General features: G+C 44.3%; 11 protein-coding genes, 1 tRNA gene and 1 pseudogene. 8 read left to right on the top strand and 5 right to left on the bottom strand.

Features of this window, described 5'->3' with window-relative positions:
- On the top strand, nucleotides 1-109 hold a 109-nt coding region (locus NW212_RS14250; protein ID WP_258337522.1), incomplete at its 5' end, for a PepSY-like domain-containing protein.
- A gap of 308 nt (nucleotides 110-417) precedes the next feature.
- On the opposite strand, the gene NW212_RS14245 is transcribed toward NW212_RS14250, so the two are convergent.
- From NW212_RS14245 to NW212_RS14230, 4 genes and pseudogenes are all read right to left on the bottom strand, one after another.
- Complete coding sequence (locus NW212_RS14245; RefSeq protein ID WP_258339291.1) at nucleotides 418-3,594, bottom strand: efflux RND transporter permease subunit; 3,177 nt, start codon at nucleotides 3,592-3,594, stop codon at nucleotides 418-420.
- Nucleotides 3,591-4,733, bottom strand: a complete 1,143-nt coding sequence (locus NW212_RS14240) for an efflux RND transporter periplasmic adaptor subunit (RefSeq protein WP_309148258.1) — start codon at nucleotides 4,731-4,733, stop codon at nucleotides 3,591-3,593. Before NW212_RS14240 ends, NW212_RS14245 begins: the two co-directional genes overlap by 4 nt.
- A gap of 216 nt (nucleotides 4,734-4,949) precedes the next feature.
- A pseudogene (locus tag NW212_RS14235) lies at nucleotides 4,950-5,713 on the bottom strand (LytR/AlgR family response regulator transcription factor).
- A complete protein-coding gene (locus tag NW212_RS14230) occupies nucleotides 5,710-6,777 on the bottom strand; it encodes a sensor histidine kinase (protein ID WP_258339290.1) in 1,068 nt (355 codons plus the stop codon). Before NW212_RS14230 ends, NW212_RS14235 begins: the two are co-directional and overlap by 4 nt.
- A gap of 54 nt (nucleotides 6,778-6,831) precedes the next feature.
- Here NW212_RS14230 and NW212_RS14225 point away from each other — a divergent pair, with 54 nt between their 5' ends.
- The 4 genes from NW212_RS14225 (at nucleotide 6,832) to NW212_RS14210 (ending at nucleotide 10,791) form a co-directional block, all read left to right on the top strand.
- Nucleotides 6,832-6,981 (top strand): hypothetical protein, encoded by a 150-nt coding sequence (locus NW212_RS14225; protein WP_258339289.1) that lies wholly within the window; start codon nucleotides 6,832-6,834, stop codon nucleotides 6,979-6,981.
- A gap of 77 nt (nucleotides 6,982-7,058) precedes the next feature.
- Nucleotides 7,059-7,577 (top strand): GNAT family N-acetyltransferase, encoded by a 519-nt coding sequence (locus tag NW212_RS14220; protein WP_258339288.1) that lies wholly within the window; start codon nucleotides 7,059-7,061, stop codon nucleotides 7,575-7,577.
- A gap of 171 nt (nucleotides 7,578-7,748) precedes the next feature.
- The gene (locus NW212_RS14215; RefSeq protein ID WP_258339287.1) at nucleotides 7,749-9,416 is read left to right on the top strand and encodes a formate--tetrahydrofolate ligase; all 1,668 of its coding nucleotides are present in this window, start codon (nucleotides 7,749-7,751) and stop codon (nucleotides 9,414-9,416) included.
- Between the two features lie 49 nt (nucleotides 9,417-9,465).
- The gene (locus tag NW212_RS14210; protein WP_258339286.1) at nucleotides 9,466-10,791 is read left to right on the top strand and encodes a cobyrinate a,c-diamide synthase; all 1,326 of its coding nucleotides are present in this window, start codon (nucleotides 9,466-9,468) and stop codon (nucleotides 10,789-10,791) included.
- An 18-nt stretch (nucleotides 10,792-10,809) separates the two neighbouring features.
- Here the strand turns inward: NW212_RS14210 and NW212_RS14205 are convergent, their stop codons facing one another.
- Nucleotides 10,810-11,373, bottom strand: coding sequence for an NUDIX hydrolase (locus tag NW212_RS14205; protein WP_258339285.1), 564 nt, complete (start codon nucleotides 11,371-11,373; stop codon nucleotides 10,810-10,812).
- A 144-nt stretch (nucleotides 11,374-11,517) separates the two neighbouring features.
- Here NW212_RS14205 and NW212_RS14200 point away from each other — a divergent pair.
- The 3 genes from NW212_RS14200 to NW212_RS14190 all read left to right on the top strand — a co-directional run bounded on the left by NW212_RS14200 (nucleotide 11,518) and on the right by NW212_RS14190 (nucleotide 17,938).
- Nucleotides 11,518-11,590 (top strand) — tRNA-Gly (locus NW212_RS14200).
- 682 nt (nucleotides 11,591-12,272) lie between these two features.
- The gene (locus tag NW212_RS14195; protein ID WP_258339284.1) at nucleotides 12,273-16,190 is read left to right on the top strand and encodes a sacsin N-terminal ATP-binding-like domain-containing protein; all 3,918 of its coding nucleotides are present in this window, start codon (nucleotides 12,273-12,275) and stop codon (nucleotides 16,188-16,190) included.
- A gap of 35 nt (nucleotides 16,191-16,225) precedes the next feature.
- Nucleotides 16,226-17,938 carry an AAA domain-containing protein gene (locus NW212_RS14190; RefSeq protein ID WP_258339283.1) on the top strand — a complete coding sequence of 571 codons (1,713 nt, stop codon included), beginning with the start codon at nucleotides 16,226-16,228 and terminating at the stop codon, nucleotides 17,936-17,938.
- The last annotated feature ends 111 nt before the right edge of the window (nucleotides 17,939-18,049 follow it).

Raw genomic sequence — 18,049 nt, 5'->3', positions numbered from 1 at the left:
CCGGATCCTGTCTATCGAGCGTGACCGCAGCAACTATGAAGTGAAGCTCTCCAACCGCTGGGAAATCACTTTCGACAGCCAGATGCGCGTTATCGACATCGACGACTGACACGTCATTTGTCTGCTGCAGAGGGCACAGCGTATCATGGAAAAAACAACAGCCTCCATGATGCATTGTGCTTTTTATGCCGGAAAAATCTGTATCTCCAGGCTAGAGATGCAAATCTCCAGTCTGGAGATATACATCTTTAATCTGGAGATACAGATCTTCAAGCAGAAGACTGACTCTTTTGCGCGAAGGCTTTGCTTTTGCGTTTTTCGTAATGAACCCTTGTCGGTAGTGCGGTTTGCCTGCGGAATGGCCTCCATGCGGCGAGTCGTTCCGCTGGCAGCATGCGGCGTGCGGTTTCCGAACGGTTATTTTTCCTTTTCAATCTTCTCCAGTTCCATTTGTATGGCCCAGTCCGGTCCTTTCCGGAGCATCTGCACAGGACGTATCTTCTCTTGCAAGTACTGGAAGACAATAAAAAGCACCGGCACGAACATCAGCAGTGCCAGCGTGCCTGCCAGTATGCCTCCCACTACGCCAGAAGCCAGCGACCGGCAGCCGTTCGCTCCAACTCCGTGTGCTGTCATCAAAGGCAAAAGGCCGAATATCATGGCAAGCACGGTCATCAGTATGGGTCGCAGACGGTCTTTGGCAGCGATATAAGCAGCCTGTACCAGCGTCATTCCGGCCTGACGGCACTTGACAGCGTATTCCGTTTGCAGGATAGCGGTTTTGGCTAGCAGGCCGATGAGCATGATCAGTCCGGTCTGCATGTAGATATTGTTCTCGAGATCAAGGAGCTGTGCGAACAGGAAGCTGCCCGACAAACCGCATGGTACAGACAGCAGGATGGAGAAGGGGATGAGGAAACTCTCATACAGCGCGCACAGTATCAGATAGATCAGTATCAGGCAGATCGTGAATATGATGGGCACATTGTTCGTTGTCTGGCTTTCTTCACGCGATACTCCGCCGAATTCATAACCGTAATTGGCCGGCAATAGCTGTTCGGCTGTTTCGCGTACTGCCTTTAGCGCATCTCCTGAACTGTATCCGGAAGCCGGCGTTCCGTTGACGGGAATGGAACTGTAAAGGTTGAAGCGCGACATGTCCTGCGGCCCGTATGTCTTGGTCAGTTTGACAAACTGGGACAGCGGCGTCATTTCGTTCCCTGCACGGACATAGATATGGTTCAGCGATTCGGGAGTGACGCGGTAGTTTGGCGCTGCCTGTATCTGCACCCTGTACACCTTTGAGAAGCGGTTGAAGTTAGACACATAGCTTCCGCCATAATATCCCGACAAAGTTTCCAGAATTTCATTGGTCGAAATGCCGGCCCGTTCGCATTTGGCGGCATCGATGTCTACCCAATATTGCGGATAGTTTGTTTCAAAAGAAGAATAGGCCATTTCAATTTCCGGCCGTTGGTTCAAGGCCGCAACGAACCGGTCTGCCACCTGTTTGAAGTTGTCCAGGCTGCCCGACAGCTTGTCTTGCAGGTAAAGTTCAAATCCGCTTCCCATTCCGTAGCCCGGAATCATGGGCGGGGTCATGGCAAAGAGTGATGCGTCAGGCACCTGGGGAGCGAACGCATAGATCTGGTCAATGATTTCGCGTGCCGACTGTCCTTCTTCTTTCCGTTCGTTCCAATGTCTGAGCGAGATAAACCACATGCCCATTGACGGACCGGCTCCGTTGAAAGAATACCCCGCTACGTTGGCATGATAGCTTATGCCCGGAATTTGTGACAGATGGCTGTTTACCTCCTCCATGATGCGCTGGCTTTCTCTCATGGATGTGCCCGGCTTGGCATTCATGCTTATCATCACAGTGCCTGTGTCTTCATCGGGAATCAGCCCTGTCTTTGTGGTCCGCATCAGAAATGCAAGCAGCAGGATGGAGGCGAAGATCGTGCTCCACATCAGCCATTTCCGCTTGACGAAGAAGAGTACAGAGCGCATGTACCGTTCGGTCAGAACCTCGAACGACGTATTGAATGCCTTGCGGAACCGTGCGGCAAAGTTAGTCTTTGTATTTCCTTTTTCGTCCTTATATGGACGGAGCATCAGCGCGCAGAGTGCCGGTGAAAGCGTGAAGGCATTGACGGCCGAAATGCCGACAGCTACCGCCATCGTGATTCCGAATTGCTTGTAAAATTCTCCGGATGTCCCTCCCATCAGAGAAACGGGAATGAAAACGGCCATGAATATCAGCGTTGACGTGAGGATAGCCGACGATACGCCGCGCATGGCATCGTTGGCTGCCATATAGGAAGAATGATAGCCTGCATCGAACCGGGCCTGCACAGCTTCCACTACGATGATGGCATCGTCTACCACCGTGCCGATGGCAAGGACCAGTGCGAACAAGGTCAGCAGATTGACGGAGAATCCGGCGGCCGACATGAAGGCGAACGTGCCGACAATGGAAACCGCGACTCCGATGGTGGGGATAAGTGTGGAGCGGATGTCTTGAAGGAATATGTAGACCACCATTATCACCAGCAGGATTGCCTCGAACAGGGTTTTCAGTACCACCTTGACCGAGGCTTTCAGAAAAAGGTTCGTATCGCTCAGCGTGACAAACTCCATCCCCTGCGGCAAGTCTTTGCCGATTTCTGCCAGTACCGCGTCTATCTCGTTGATGGTTCCCGAAGCGTTTGTTCCGGCTTTCTGGTAAACCATGGCCAAAGCCGCAGGCTTTCCGTTCATTCCGGTCGAATAGTTGTAGGCTTCGTCGCCCAGCCGTATGTCTGCCACTTCTTTCAGGCGGAGCACCTCTCCGTTTGGCAGGGAGCGGATGACCAGTTCGCTGAATTCTTCGGGTGTGGAATAGCGTCCCCTGTATTTCATCGTATACTGGTAGGCGTTGTCATGGTTTTCGCCGAAAGCGCCGGTGGCGGCTTCGATATTCTGCTTCTCCAGCACCGCGGTGATATCGGAGGGGATGAGCTTGTATTGCGCCATCTTGTCCGGCTTCATCCAGATTCGCATGGCATAGTTGCTTCCGAACAGCATCATGTTGCCTACGCCGCCAATGCGCTTGATGCGCGGCTCTACGTTGATCTTCATGTAGTTGTTCAGAAACTGGAGGTCGTATTTGCCGTCGCGTGAATACAGGGCGAAGGTTTTCAGTTCGGCGTTCTGCTGCTTCATGGTGGTCACGCCTATCTTGGTCACTTCGGCTGGCAGCAGGCTCTGTGCAGTGGCAACTCGATTCTGCACGTTCACGGCAGCCATGTCGGGGCTGCTTCCTTGCTTGAAGTAGATGTTTATCGTGGCATCGCCGTTGTTGGAGGCGGTAGACGTGATGTAGGTCATGTCTTCTACGCCGTTGATGGACTCCTCCAGCGGAATGATGACCGCTTTCTGCACCGTTTCTGCGTTGGCTCCGGGGTAGTTGGTGTATACTTGGATGGTGGGCGGTGCGATGTCGGGGTACTGTTCTACGGGGAGGTTGAAGATGGAGATGACTCCCATCAGCACAATTGCTGCAGAAAGGACGGCTGAGAGCACCGGCCGGTCTATGAAATATCTGAGATTCATATGTTTAATTTTCCGAAAGTCATTCTTCTTTTATGTTTATCCTCATCCCGTCGCGCAGCAGGCCCGCGCCTTCGGTTACAATTACATCTCCAGCCGAAAGTCCTGAACGGACAATGTAGAGTTTGCCGTCGTTCAGTTTCTCTACGGTCAGTTCTACGGACGAAATCGTTTTTTTCTTTATGTCCGCTTTCCGACACTTTGTAAACCAGAATCTTGTCCTGCAATTCGGTTGTGGCTGTCTGGGGTATGACGATGACCTCCTCTTCTTTGTGCGGAATGATGACATTGCCGATTCCGCCGCTCAGCAGCAGTTTGCCGGTATTGGGAAAAACGCCGCATACAGACACGGTCCCTGTCTGCTTGTTGATGATGCCGCTGATGCTTCTGATGCGTCCCTTTTCCGGATACAGTGTGCCGTCGTTGAGTTGCAGGCCGATGGCGGGCATCTCGTTTATCGTTTTGTCTAAAGAGCCGTATCGGCGAAGCATGGAGCGCAGGCGGTTTTCGGTGAGCGAGAAATAGACATACGTTTCGCTGTTGTCTGAAACGGTAGTCAGCGGCTGAGGGATGGACGAGCTGACGAGTGCGCCTGTGCGGTAGGGCAATGTGCCCACCATGCCGTCCGACGGGCTTTTCACTTCAGTGTACGACAGGTTGTTGCGTGCGCTCTGTTCCAGTGCCTTCATCTGCTCAAGCATAGCTTCGGCTGCGTCCAGCGCATTTTTTGCGGTAGTCAGTTCGTATTCCGATATCACTTGCTTGTCGAACAGCACCTGTTTGCTCCGATATTCCAGCCGGGCGGTTCTGGCTTGTGCTTCGGCCGCATGTACATCTGCCACGGCTTTGTTCCATGTTGCGCGGTAAGGCACTTGGTCGATGACGAACAGCACCTGTCCTTTCCGCACCTGCTGTCCTTCTTTTACGCAGAGCCGGGTGATTGTGCCTGGCACTTGCGGATAGATGTCGATGTCCTGTCTTCCCTGTATGGAAGCGGAATAAGACTCTTCGATTTCGACAGATGTAGGCGAAAGAGTGGCCACTCTATATGCCGTGTACGTTTCGGCTTTTTTCTTGTCTTTGCAGGAAGCGAGGAGCATCACACATGCAACGGTGAAAACATACGTCGTTTTTCTGTTCATTCTGTAAGATGTATTAATGGTTGCTTTGATTTTGTTCTGTGCGGCTGGCCTTTTTGCCGGTACCGTTCTGTTTTTTTGCAAAGGAAAGGCTGGATGCTTCCTTTTGCAAGACCGGGAGGCTTGAAGCGGCAAAAAGTATTCTTGAGGCGCAGAATATCCTGCTTGGGCTGACAGTCATTTTCTCTTTTGCCGGGAGCGGACTCTTTTTGTCATGCTTTACCTGTCCAGCCACTCCTTCAGGGCCGTTGCCCGTTCGCGGCTTACAACAATTTCTTCGCCGGGATACTTTTTCAGATGCACTTTCAACCGGGAATTGAACCAGTTGTTTACGCTCAGTATGCTGTCTATACGGATGAGATACTGGCGGTTGACGCGGAAGAACTCATCGGGATTGAGCTGGTTTTCCAGTTCGTCCAATGAGTACGGCACGCTTTCTGCCGTGCCGTTTTTCATGTACAGGCGTGTGGCGCGTCCGTCCAGCGCAATGTGACTGATATCTTTCACCTGCACCGACACATAGCCGTCGCGGTATGGCAGCAAAAAACGTTCACGGTAGCGATAGTTGCTTCTCCGCATATATTCCAGCAGTTGGCGCAGCTCTTCTCCGCTGGCAGACGGTGCGGCGCATTGGCGGCGTACTTTATTGATGGCAGCAGTCAGTTCGTCACTCCTGACAGGCTTCAGCAGGTAGTCAAAGCTGTTGAACTTGAAAGCCTGTATTGCATATTCGTCGTATGCCGTGGTGAAAATGACGGGGGAAGCTGTGTCTGTCTGGCGCAAGGCATCGAAACTCAGTCCGTCGGACAGGCGGATGTCTGCCAGTATCAGATCCGGTGCAGGGTGGGTGTGCAGCCATTCTACGGACTCTGCAATGCTTGCCAGCGGCCCTTCTATGCAGCAGGTTGTATCCAGAGTCTTTCCAGCAGTCTTCTCAGGCGGTTGAAATTCCTTTTTTCATCTTCTATAATCAATATGTTCATGGCGTTTCGTGTATGATGGGAAGTTTGACACAGTAAATGTTTTCTTGTTTTTCTATGAGCGGCTTTTCTTCGCATAGCAGGAAATAGCGTCCCACGATATTTTGCAGTCCTATTCCGGTTGATGCGAATTCGGATGCGATAGGGCGTAAGTCGTTCTCCACTGCGATATAGTTCTTCTCGCGGTAAATGTATATTTTCAGAGGCTGGACAGCCGATAGCTGGTTGTGTTTGATGGCATTCTCCACCAGCAGTTGCAGACAGACAGGAGGAATCAGCCCTTCCGACCGGCTTAGCGTTTCATCTAACGCAATGCAGACGGCATCTTCATATCTCATCTTTATCAGATAGATATACGACCGGAGAAAGGTGATCTCTTCTTGAATGCTCACGGTATTCCGTTTCAGATTCTGGACGACATAGCGATAGACATTCGACAGGTGTTCAAGAAACTTGTCGGCAGCCATCGGATTTTCCATGATCAGTTCGGAAAGGATGCTGAAGTTGTTGAACATGAAGTGCGGGTCTATCTGTGACTTCAAAACCTCCAGCTGCATTTGTGCCGCGTGTTCTTTTTCTTTCAGCAGCCTTATTTCAAGTTCTTTTCTCTGCTGTTCCGCCTGTATGACCGATTCCATGTAATGCGCGCCGGTGTAGAGGTATGATATGAAGGTGGCAATGACACTGATAGTGTATAGTCCTTGGTAGAAAAACGAATGGCTTTCTTCGCACAAAATTATTCCCAGCGTTGAAAAGCACCAGGCCATCAGGTTGTTCATCAGAAGCAGAAGTAGGGCTTTGACGAACAGTCCGCAATGGGGCTTGCCTGTAAAGGAGATATACCGGAACAGCCATCTGCTGTAGAAAATGGAGAGTTCCACAAATACGAAGCTTGTCAGCAATGTACCGGCAATGTCAGCGACATAGCTTGCCAAAGACAGTCTGCCGCCCAGAAGCAGTGCTGCATAGTTCCGGTCTGTCAGCATGGACAGGAAATAGGCAAGGAAGAATACGATGCCAGTCAGCGGCAGCCTGTTCTGTATGTTGTCATATTTTATTCCGCTCATCTTTTTTTGTCTGCAAGATAAGCGTTTTTGCCGTCCCCGTCAAATGTCTGTTGCGTGAAGCCGCATAAATGGAGGGCGAAGCGCGAAAATCTGATGGCTAAAGGCGACGGGCGCAATCGTTTCAGACGGATGCCGGTACATTTCGGACCTGATTTTTTCTGTTTCGTGCAGAAAGCGTTTGGAGTCGTTTCCGCATTGCGCTAACTTTACAGCCGGATATAGCATATTGGTAACTTAGAGCTTATCGTACAAATGTACGGCGAACTCTTAAAATGAAAGAAATGACGAGTATATTTTTTCAAGCATTGGCAGAACCGGATTTTCATGATTTCCGGAATGAAGTTAAGGAGGTGTTTTCCATAGCAATCGCCGAGCACTTCGGTCTGTCCCGCGACGGGAACTTTTTCGAGGATGATGACATCGATGGAATGCTTCGTGACCCGAAGTCTGCCGTTTACGCCATTTACGTGGACGGCAGAAGAGCGGGAGGCGTTGCATTGCACATAGACCCCGAGAGCCGCCGCAATCGCATGGACTTGTTTTATTTTTATCCCGGCTTTCATAACCAAGGGCTGGGCGGATGCGTGTGGAAGATGATAGAGGAAATGTATCCGGAAACAGTCGTTTGGGAACTTTTTACGCCCTACTTTGAAAAGCGCAACATCCATTTTTATGTGAACAAGTGCGGATTCCGCATTGTTGAGTTCTTTTGCAGACATCACGCAGACCCTGCGGTTAAACAACAGCCTGAGCCTTTTCATAATGAATATTTTAGATTTGAGAAGCAGATGAAGGTGTAAGCTGTTCTCTAGGACTGGCTTTTGAGGATGTTTTTTATTTTTACGGAGATGGTAGCGTGATGTTGCCGGAACTTTCAGACGGCCGTTTATTTTCAATCATCCTTCCGCAATCTGCTGAGTATCTCACTTTTTTGTATTATCTTTGCCCGTCAAAATAAAAAAGATTAGCGAATGAAATCAGACATAGAAATAGCTCGTAGCATTGAACTTGTGAAAATCAAGCAGATAGCGAGGGAGTATGGAATCCCGGTAGATGAAATATCAAATTACGGACGTTATATAGCAAAGGTTCCTGAAACGTTGATCGATGAGGAAAGGGTGAAAAACAGCAACCTGATACTTGTTACTGCAATTACGCCCACAAAAGCCGGTATCGGAAAGACGACCGTATCTATCGGCCTGGCTCTGGGGTTGAACAAGATCGGAAAGAAAGCTGTATGTGCGCTTCGTGAACCGTCGCTCGGTCCGTGCTTCGGCATGAAGGGCGGAGCTGCCGGCGGAGGATATGCGCAGGTGCTTCCGATGGATAAGATCAACCTGCACTTTACGGGAGATTTTCATGCGATAACATCTGCTCACAACATGATTGCTGCATTGCTTGACAATTACATGTATCAGAACAAGGACAATGGCTTTGCGCTGAAGGATGTGCTGTGGAACCGTGTGCTTGATGTGAACGACCGCGGCCTGCGATACATCGTTACAGGACTGGGAGGCAAGTCGAACGGCATCACGCGCGAGTCGAGCTTCGACATTACTCCTGCATCGGAGATAATGGCTATCTTGTGTCTTGCCAAGGATGAAAACGACCTACGCCGCCGCATCGAGAATATTCTTTTGGGATTTACCGTTGACAACAAGCCGTTCACGGTGAAAGATCTGGGCGTTGCCGGCGCTATCACCGTGTTGCTGAAGGACGCTCTTTCGCCCAATCTGGTGCAGACAACGGAACATACTCCGGCTTTCGTGCACGGAGGTCCGTTTGCGAACATTGCACATGGCTGCAACTCCGTTCTTGCCACAAAGCTGGCCATGACATTCGGCGATTATGCCGTGACAGAAGCGGGCTTCGGCGCGGATCTGGGTGCCGAGAAGTTTTACAACATCAAATGCCGCAAGGCGGGACTTCAGCCTAAACTGACGGTGATTGTGGCTACAGCTCAAGGACTGAAGATGCATGGCGGAGTAGAGGTTGACAAAATCAAGGAACCGAATATGGATGGCTTGAAGCAGGGAGTCAGAAATCTTGACAAGCACATTGAGAACCTGCGCTCTTTTGGCCAGACGGTGGTTGTCGCATTCAACCGCTATGCAAACGATACGGACGAGGAACTGGATTTTGTCCGCCGCCATTGCGAGGAAATGGGCGTGGGCTTTGCCGTCAACAATGCTTTCCTTGAAGGCGGTGAAGGTGCGGTTGAGCTGGCAAACCTGGTGGTGGATACAATTGAGAACAATCCGTCGAAGCCTCTGGAATATACTTATAATGAGGATGATTCTGTGGAAGAAAAGGTTGAGAAGGTGGCATCCCGGCTTTATGGTGCAAAGCAAGTTCTCTTTGCTCCTGCCGCACAGAAGAAGCTGCGCATGATCAAGGAACTGGGGTATACCCGCTTCCCGATCTGCATAGCCAAAACACAGTATTCGTTCTCGAACGACCCGAAACTTTACGGTGTGGCAAAGGATTTCAATTTCGGCGTGCGTGACATTGTGATCAATGCGGGTGCCGAGATGCTGGTTATCGTTGCAGGTGAAATCATGCGTATGCCGGGTCTTCCCAAAGAACCTCAGGCTTTGCATATTGATATCGTGAACGGAGAAATCGAAGGCTTGTCCTGATTCTGAGGGTGAAGCAGAAAGTCAGGCCGTTAAAGCATAGAAAAGGTTCATGAAATCGCAGTTTCTTTTGAGTCCATTGGTTTCCGACGGCGGCAAAAGTTTGCTGTCGCTGGGACTTATGCGCGCACTCCGACGGCAGGGGATGAAAGTGCAGCCGTTCAGCTGCGGCCCGGATCTGGCAGATAAGGCGGCCCATGAAGTGGCGACCGGTTGTGCTTCCGTTAATCTGGATGCATGGTATGCTTCACACGGACATATCCAGTATTTGTATAACACGTACGGAGAACAGGCCGATGTCTGTGTCGTTGACAACTCGGCAGGACTGTTTGACGGTTTCCGCAAGTGGCAGGGGAGTGGAGCTGATATTGCGCAGGCTCTTTCTGTGCCCGTAATTTTGCTGGCAAACGCCCGGTCATCGACTTATTCGCTGGCTCCTATGTTGTTCGGCTTCAAGCGTTTCAGACAGAATGTCCGTATAGCGGGCGTAATCTTCTACCATGTGTTTTCGCCTGCTCAGTACGGCTTCTTGCGCGAAGTGTGCGCTGATGCGGGGATGGAATGTCTGGGGTATCTTCCGTATGACGAGTCTTTGCGGATGCCTGCCAAATATTCTACCTTGACTTCGGCTGTGAAGGCGGAACTCGACGGGCAGATACAGAAGGCTGCGGACCTGATGAGGGATACACTTGATCTTGACAAGCTTCTGAATCTGACGACACGCATATTTCCCTGTGCCTATAGCTTGCCTTACACTTCTGAAATGGAGCCGAGGCCTCAGACGCTCGAAAGGAAATGGCGCATAGCTGTTGCCTCTGACCCGGCTTTTCATTTTATCTACCAGGAGAATCTGAGCTATCTTAAAGAGGTGGGCAGCGTAAGCTTCTTCAGCCCTGTTTATGGAAACGATATCCCGGAAGCGGACCTGATTTATCTGCCCGGAGGCTTTCCCGAACTGTTCGCCCGCCAGCTTCACCGCTGGAAACGTCAGCTTCAGCAGTTGCGCGAGTTCGGCGAGGATGGGGGCAAGATCCTTGCAGAAGGTGGAGGCATTGCGTTGCTGTCGCGCACCCTGACCGCCCGACCGGGAGGTACTGCCTATCAGATGGCAGGACTGCTTCCCTTTGAGGCGGCTGTAAGGGAACAGCGGCTTTATGCCGGATACCGGAAAGCTGATGTGGACGGCCATTCTCTCAAGGGTTACGAATACCGTTATTTTGATGTGGCGCTGCAGCAGGATCCTCACCTGCGGGTGATTGCGATGGCTAACTTGAAGGGGCAGAACGCTCCTTCCTCTTTTGTCTGCAGATACAAGAATACCATAGCGGTTACTGCTCATTGCTGCTGGGGGCAGTCGGGAATAACAGACTGGTGGTGATGAGTCGAGTGCTTCTTGTCAGAGGAGTTTGTTGACTGCAAAGTATTTCCACAGGGGGGCTGCCATCAGTGACTGTTTGATCTGGTCTGTCAGCAGGAGTGTCCTTACTTCCCCCAAAGTCAGCAGTTCGATGCTGATGTCTTCTGTCGCTTCCGGATGCCGGTCGCCGACAGGTTCCACTTCTGTAGCCAGAAAGCAATGGCAGATGTTACTTGTCGTGCTGGTATTTGCTGAAATGCTCATCCAGAAGGTCCAGTTTCCTCCGCCATATCCCGTTTCTTCGTGCAATTCACGCTTAATGGATTCTAAAGGAGTTTCGTTGGCTTCACATACTCCCGCACAGATTTCATAGCAGGTCAGTTGAATGCCATGGCGGTACTGCCGTTCCATGAGGAAACGCCCGTCTTTTGTTATTGCGATTACATTCACCCAGTCTGGGTATTCCAGTATATAGTATTCTTTGTTTTCCACTCCCGTAGGCAGCAGTACGTGATCTTTCCGTGCAGTCAGCCACGGCCGTTTGATCAGATATTCACTTTCAAGTATAGTCCATTTTCTGTCCTGATTGTTTTCCTTTAGCATAGAATATAGTTTTAAGCGTTTCTTTTTTTTGAGGAAATGGGATTTCCTTCTCCAAAAATAGGATTTTCTTTGCCTGCTCGATTTTTTTAAGACTAAAAATTGTTTATTTCTAAAATTAGGCTTACATTTGCACTACCAAAAAATGCGGCAGTAGCTCAGTTGGTAGAGCATCAGCTTCCCAAGCTGAGGGTCACGGGTTCGAGTCCCGCTTGCCGCTCTTAGGCAGGGAGGGATTTCAGCAATGATTTCCCTCCTTATTGCTTAGGTGACTATATACGATAATGGATCAACGTAAGAACTTGAGGGATTCTCAAATTACGCATAAATTTCGACGCAACATCGAGGCATGTTTAATTATCAGCGTTTTAGCATTTTAATCGGTACAAATAGATTTTTGACAAAGAATTCATTTTCTATGTACAAGTGTAAACCTTTGTTTTTCAGCCTTTTGTTGATTTTATTTGTACCGCCTTTCTTCATTCAAATTTTGTATATCAAAAATCAAGTATAAAACTTTGATTCTTTGATAGTTTTATCCCATGCGCTACATGATGATGGTACAACAAAGATAGGTCTTTTTTGTGAATTTCTCAATGTATTAATGTGGAAAATAGTAGAAATATTTATAGTAATACTTGTAATGTAGTTTCTACTATATTTATGTTTTTTGATTATGTAACAAAATCAAAAAAAGTAGTTTATGCATTTCAAATTATGGCTTGTATAAATGGTAAAAATTTTAGTTAGGTGTTTCAAACAGATCTGATCAGAGTACAATATCAAATTAGTGGTAGATCACGAAAAAAATGATAGTTTTTAACTCACAAAATAGAGTTTTATAAGAGTATTAGCTAATTTTGTATTTGTCATTTACTTTTACATAATAAAATATACTCAATATGAAAAATGTTATAGAACGTATATACCAGCGTACAACAGAATACTCTCATCCATCACAAGCAACCACAACAGCAAATGCTTTGGATTTACTTTCTTCAGGAATATATACAGAAGAAGAAAGATTTATATTTGAGCTATTACAGAATGCTGTTGATAGTTTTGATTCACTTAAGCAAACTTCATTAGAAATCAAAATTGTTCTTACTGATAATTTATTGGTTTTCATGCATAATGGCTCAGCCTTCTCAGAGAGAGATTTGGAAGGGCTATGTGATATTGGCAATGGAAACAAAGTAACGGATGCTAAGAAGATTGGCTACAAGGGAATTGGGTTTAAATCAGTGTTTATGCACTCTCATCGGGTTACGGTATGGTCAGCAGGAACCTGTTTTAAATTTGATAAAGATGCTTGTGAAGCTCTTGCTAAATCAAAAGGGGACGAATACAAAAATGTTAAAATGCCATGGCAGATAATTCCAATATTAACAAATACACCTTCTGATATTAATATTGGGAATTTCAATGTGGTTACATACATTGAAATATCTAATAAAAAATTGTTGGAACGCAAAGTAGAAAAGCTTTTGAGAGATACTCGTTTCCTTTTGTTCTTGAAAGTTGATGATCTTAGAATTTCATTCTGGAATAATGGAGAGGAAATCTTGAACCTTTCTAAAAAACAAGCGGATGATGTACTCACACTTTCAATGAACGGAGAACCACAAAACAGTTGGCTTATATATTCTACAGAAGTTAAACTGACGCCAGAGGTTAAGGATGCTCTTATGCATGACAGTAAAACTCCTACAAAGTTAAAGGATTCAGAATCTGTTGAGATTTCATTTGCAATTGCACTGGATAAAGATAAAAATATTATACCATTGAGTAATGCAGTGATTTATACTTATCTTCCTACTTCTTTTTCTTTTGGATTGAGTTTCATTGTTAATGCAAATTTTATCACTGATGCCGGGCGCCAACAAATCGTTAAAGATTGTGCATGGAATGAATATATCTTTGCTCAAATTCCCAAAAGTTACCTTAAATGGATGGCGGAGAGTGTAGCAAAAAAATATCCAGATTGGTATAAAGTTCTACCACCCTATTCTAAATTAGATAATGAACTTTCTGAAGCTTACACTACAGCATTGAAAGACGCATTATATTCTATACCATTTGTCAAAGCTGTTAATTGTGATATGGTGTTGCTACAAGAAGCATTAACAGACAATGTTAGATTACATTCTGCAATTCCATCTAAGACATTTGAATCCTTTGTACGTACAAATGTTTTAAATGGTACAAATTCATTCTCATTGGTTTCTCCTGAAATTGGGGAAGCATTGCAACAACTCTACGGTGTTGCAAATATCACCACCCAGCACGTACATATTATTTTGGAAAAGGCAACAGACTACCTTAAAAACTTCACGGACGAAGAAACTTTGATATTTTTGATATGGCTTAAAAGCTTATCTCAAGATTTAAATAATGATTTCAAAAGATCAGTATCTTATGCTAGTATTCTTCCTGACAAAGATTCTAAATTTGTAGCACCAGTGGAATCTTTCTTTCCATCCGAATATTCAGATGAAAATCCTGATATATCTGCTGATGCTAAAATTATCCGTAAAAGTCTTGCAGGTAAATTTAGTGATGAAATGATAAATTGGCTAAAGGAATTAGGCGTACAAGAAATGTCTAATCTTTCTGTGATAGAAAAGGTACTTTGTGAAGACAATTATATTAATCAAGAAAATGCCATAAATGTACTGCGTTTTATTTTTGATACCGATAAGAAAGAAAACGTATTTGCAAATGTTAGACAATCTCGTTTGGAAAACATTAAGATTCAAACAACAACAGGTGATTTAAAATATGCGACAGAATTATATCTTTCAAATATATATAATCCTATCTGTAAAATCCAGGATACATATTTAGAAGACATTTTTGTATCAGAAGAATATCCTAAAGATGAATTAGAATATGCGGAATGGGCACTATTCTTAAAAAAACTTGGATGTAATGATGATATTAAACTTACTAAAATAAAATATGGAGATGATTCTTGGGTCATGCAAGAACCAACAATTAAGGAATGTGTTCGACTGGCAAAAATGAAAGAGTACAATACAGCATGGAATGGTCGTAAGTATTATCTCGGATGTGCAGGAGGTGTGTGTCTTTATGTAATGTCATCTCCACTACTCTCTATTCATAGTTCCAATCAATTGTATGAATTTTATATTCAATTTTGGAAAAGAATATTTAATAATGCTATTCCCAATAAAAATGATGACTATGTCTTCGGAAGTACGGGAAATGGATATGCAAGAAGGGCTATACTAAGTGATTCTTATTATCTTTCAAAATCATTCATCGAATGGGTTGTTGAAACAAAGAAACTTTTACCGGCCTCTGACGGCTGTTTGTATACAGCCAATAATATTTTAATTAATACTGAATACAACAAAGAGACATTTGGGGGGTATTTTCCTGTTTTGGCATTAGAAAAACCTTTAAGGAGTGAATGGACAGAAAGATTGCCATTTAAAAAAGAATTATCTTTGACAGAATATCTTAAAGTTATTGAACGAATATCCGAAGATGACACAAAAGAAGAAATTTCAGCTAACAAAGAAAAAATAAATCGACTATATGAACGAATTGCTGATTCTTATGATTTCTCTGTAGGTAATTCCAATTTCACATTAGTACAAAATTGGGGAAGAACTCATAAAATTCTTTCTAAAGAAGGAAAATTCGAGTCACCAAATTCTTTGTATCTACTTTCCTCAAGTCTATCCGGTGTTGAACTTGACAATCAAGTCTTTCATGCCAAACATTTGGAGAATGAAAGATTTGTATCATTTATGATAGCTTTAGGAGTAAACATGATAACTAATTATAGCGTTGAGGGTATTGAATATGGGGAATATATGTCTGACATAAACAATATGTTTGTCCAAAAAGAAGATTTCCTCACCTCTGTTGCATTTGGAGAATCTTTTACAGAGAGTACTTGGAAAGAGGAAAAGGCTAAAATGCACAACGCTATTATGAGGATGGAATTTTATCAAACAGACAGTATAAACATCTATTATGGTTATCAAGGATTTTCTAAAATGGCTTATTCGAAAGCTAACAAATTTTATTTTGTTGGTAAATTCGGATTGGCTAGTCAAGAACTCCTGCATAGTGACATTATGGATGCATTAGGACTTCCTAAGAAGGTTAGTACGATATTCCTAGCCATTCTTCAAATGAAAGACTTCACCGAACTCAAAGAATATATTAGACAAAAGGGGTATGATACTTCATTTATAGAAGAATACAATGGCATAAATTTGGCTAAAAATCAAACGACAGCCATAATGAGTGGTGAAGATGCAGCCTATGGTGGACTTACAAACGAGGAGATGAGAAGCAGTCTTGAAGAAGCTAAGGATGCCATTTTGGAGAAATTGTCAAAAGATGGTTTTGATATATCTAATAAAGAATGGGATGGTTGGACTTGTATTAATGGAGTAAGAAAAGATGGTATGGAATATCCACTTGTGATACGAAGCAATAAAAGCCAACGGAATACATGTCTTTCTCCAACTGACTGGAATCAACTAATGAAACCTAATGCTATGTTTGCTGTGGTTACAAACACTGGTATAGGAACAGTATGCCTACGTGAGATTCTTAAATCTAAAGAATTAATATCAATAAAATTTCGTTCTGAAAATATTGATAATTCAAAACATATCAGTGAACTAGCTCAAGTTTTTGCTTATTTCAAAGGGATTCAATTTGATTTTGAGAGCTATATTCAGCCTGTGATGAATCAATGGGAAAGGTTTATGGCTCCAGAACAACCAACCGGAGAATTACCTATAGCAGTTTCACCTTCAGTTTTACCCGAATGATTAATAATAGAGAACGCCACCAAAAGTTCCTAAACATGGAACTTATCGCCGAAACGGAGGACTTTAATAAAAAGTTCTCCGCTCAGGCTCTTTATCTCTTGAATGAGAGTGAAGAATTATTCATGGGTCAATTTATGAAATTTGACAATGGAGAAATGATTGTCAAGTTTCGTGCAACAAGGTCATTCCCTCGTAAAGGTGAATACATACAAGCTATGTATTTACCATCAAAAATACAGGATTACCGACAATGGGGAAATAAAACGTATGAAGACCTTTTTAAGAATCGAATAAAGGGTTCTGAAGCCATTTGCATTTGGCATACAAAGTCAAACGAAGATGGTTTTGTTTTACTGGGATTTAGGGGAATTGATATAGATTTTGCTCAATACATTTCACAAACACCAGGTGCATTAATAGTGTTTGGTCCCAATAAACCTCCCATAGATTATCTGGTAAATCTTTACCGCTTGTTGCAAGATTTTTGTAGTCAGAAAGTAAGTGATATCATAGATAATGATTACTCCCCGATTACGAATGTTCCAATATTGATTCGGGAAGAACAGCCCTCTAAGTTTATTTATAACCAAATAAATTCATCTGAAGTTACAATCTTACAAGGTCCTCCTGGAACAGGGAAAACGCAACTTATAGCTGAGCTGTGTACTAAATTGTGCTCTGAAGGAAAGTCTGTTTTAATAACAGCATTGACAAATAGGGCCTTAATGGAAGTTGCTTCGAAAAAAGTTGTTGGGGAATTATTGAAACAAGGAAATATATATAAATCGAATTTAACGGTAGATGAACAAAATGAGTTACCTAAACTGATTCCCCTTAAACAGATACTTCCCATAAAAGGAGCTTTGGTTATGGCTACATACTATGTTGTTAGTAGTTTTGCGGCAAATTTGTCTGATGAAGGAGTCTTTGATGTTGTTATTATGGATGAAGCAAGTCAAGCATTGCTTGCCATGTTTGCTGCTTCAAATAAAATCGGCAAAAGAAAATTATGGGTGGGAGATACAGCTCAACTTGGGCCTGTATTATCACTTAATGATAACAGGGTGAAGTCTAATTTGTTTAATGATTTTAAAGAAGGTTTTAGAACTTTGACCACTAAAAGGATCTATCCTACATATCAACTGACAGCTACTTTTAGGCTTACGCAGAGAAGTGCAAACTATACTGGATATTTCTATAATGGGACTTTGATTTCTAAATCTACGATAAATCCTATTGTATTAAACTCTTTTTCAAAGATATTAAACTCTAATGGAGGACCGACATTGGTTCTCACAGATATGGAAGTTGGAGATACTGCACCGAAATATGCAGTTGATATGGCAACATATTTTGTATATGCTATTTTAAAAGAACACCCCCAAATAGAGATTGCAGTCTTAACTTGTCTGCGTAAAACAACACGAGTGCTTCAAAAGGCAATAGCATTAAGATTGGGGCTGGGAAATAAGGTTATGATAGAAACAATAGCTAGAGTTCAGGGATTGACTACAGATATAACACTTTTTTTTATTCCAAATGCATCATTGAATCGAAGCCTTGAAGCAAGATTATTTAATGTAGCAACAAGTAGAGCTAAAAGTCATACCATAATAATAGCAGATAAAAACATATTAAATTACCCGCAAATGTCTTGTGAGGTAAGGAAATTCCTTGAAGAATTGAACACAGAATCTTGTATATATGTTCCAAAATATATGGAAGGCCACAGTATTTTGATTGAATAAGGCAGGAGATAAATGAGGAAAATTTCAATAAAGAACTAAGATATTTAAAGAGTGAGGAGCACTAATGGCGATTATATCATGAGATAACAGGATATATGGTTTCAAAGACGA

The sequence above is a fragment of the Bacteroides sp. ET225 genome (assembly GCF_024733745.1).
In the GTDB taxonomy this organism is placed as follows: Bacteria; Bacteroidota; Bacteroidia; order Bacteroidales; family Bacteroidaceae; genus Phocaeicola; species Phocaeicola excrementipullorum.
The sequence above is the reverse complement of the archived record's forward strand: the minus strand, read 5'-3'. Positions and strand labels throughout refer to the sequence as shown.

Excerpts from the sequence above, each read along its gene's own strand:
- NW212_RS14230 (WP_258339290.1), bottom strand. The coding sequence starts at position 6,777 with ATGAGCGGAATAAAATATGACAACATACAGAACAGGCTGCCGCTGACT.
- NW212_RS14215 (WP_258339287.1), top strand. The coding sequence starts at position 7,749 with ATGAAATCAGACATAGAAATAGCTCGTAGCATTGAACTTGTGAAAATC.
- NW212_RS14245 (WP_258339291.1), bottom strand. The coding sequence starts at position 3,594 with ATGAATCTCAGATATTTCATAGACCGGCCGGTGCTCTCAGCCGTCCTT.
- NW212_RS14210 (WP_258339286.1), top strand. The coding sequence starts at position 9,466 with ATGAAATCGCAGTTTCTTTTGAGTCCATTGGTTTCCGACGGCGGCAAA.
- NW212_RS14240 (WP_309148258.1), bottom strand. The coding sequence starts at position 4,733 with ATGAACAGAAAAACGACGTATGTTTTCACCGTTGCATGTGTGATGCTC.
- NW212_RS14205 (WP_258339285.1), bottom strand. The coding sequence starts at position 11,373 with ATGCTAAAGGAAAACAATCAGGACAGAAAATGGACTATACTTGAAAGT.
- NW212_RS14195 (WP_258339284.1), top strand. The coding sequence starts at position 12,273 with ATGAAAAATGTTATAGAACGTATATACCAGCGTACAACAGAATACTCT.
- NW212_RS14220 (WP_258339288.1), top strand. The coding sequence starts at position 7,059 with ATGACGAGTATATTTTTTCAAGCATTGGCAGAACCGGATTTTCATGAT.
- NW212_RS14190 (WP_258339283.1), top strand. The coding sequence starts at position 16,226 with ATGGAACTTATCGCCGAAACGGAGGACTTTAATAAAAAGTTCTCCGCT.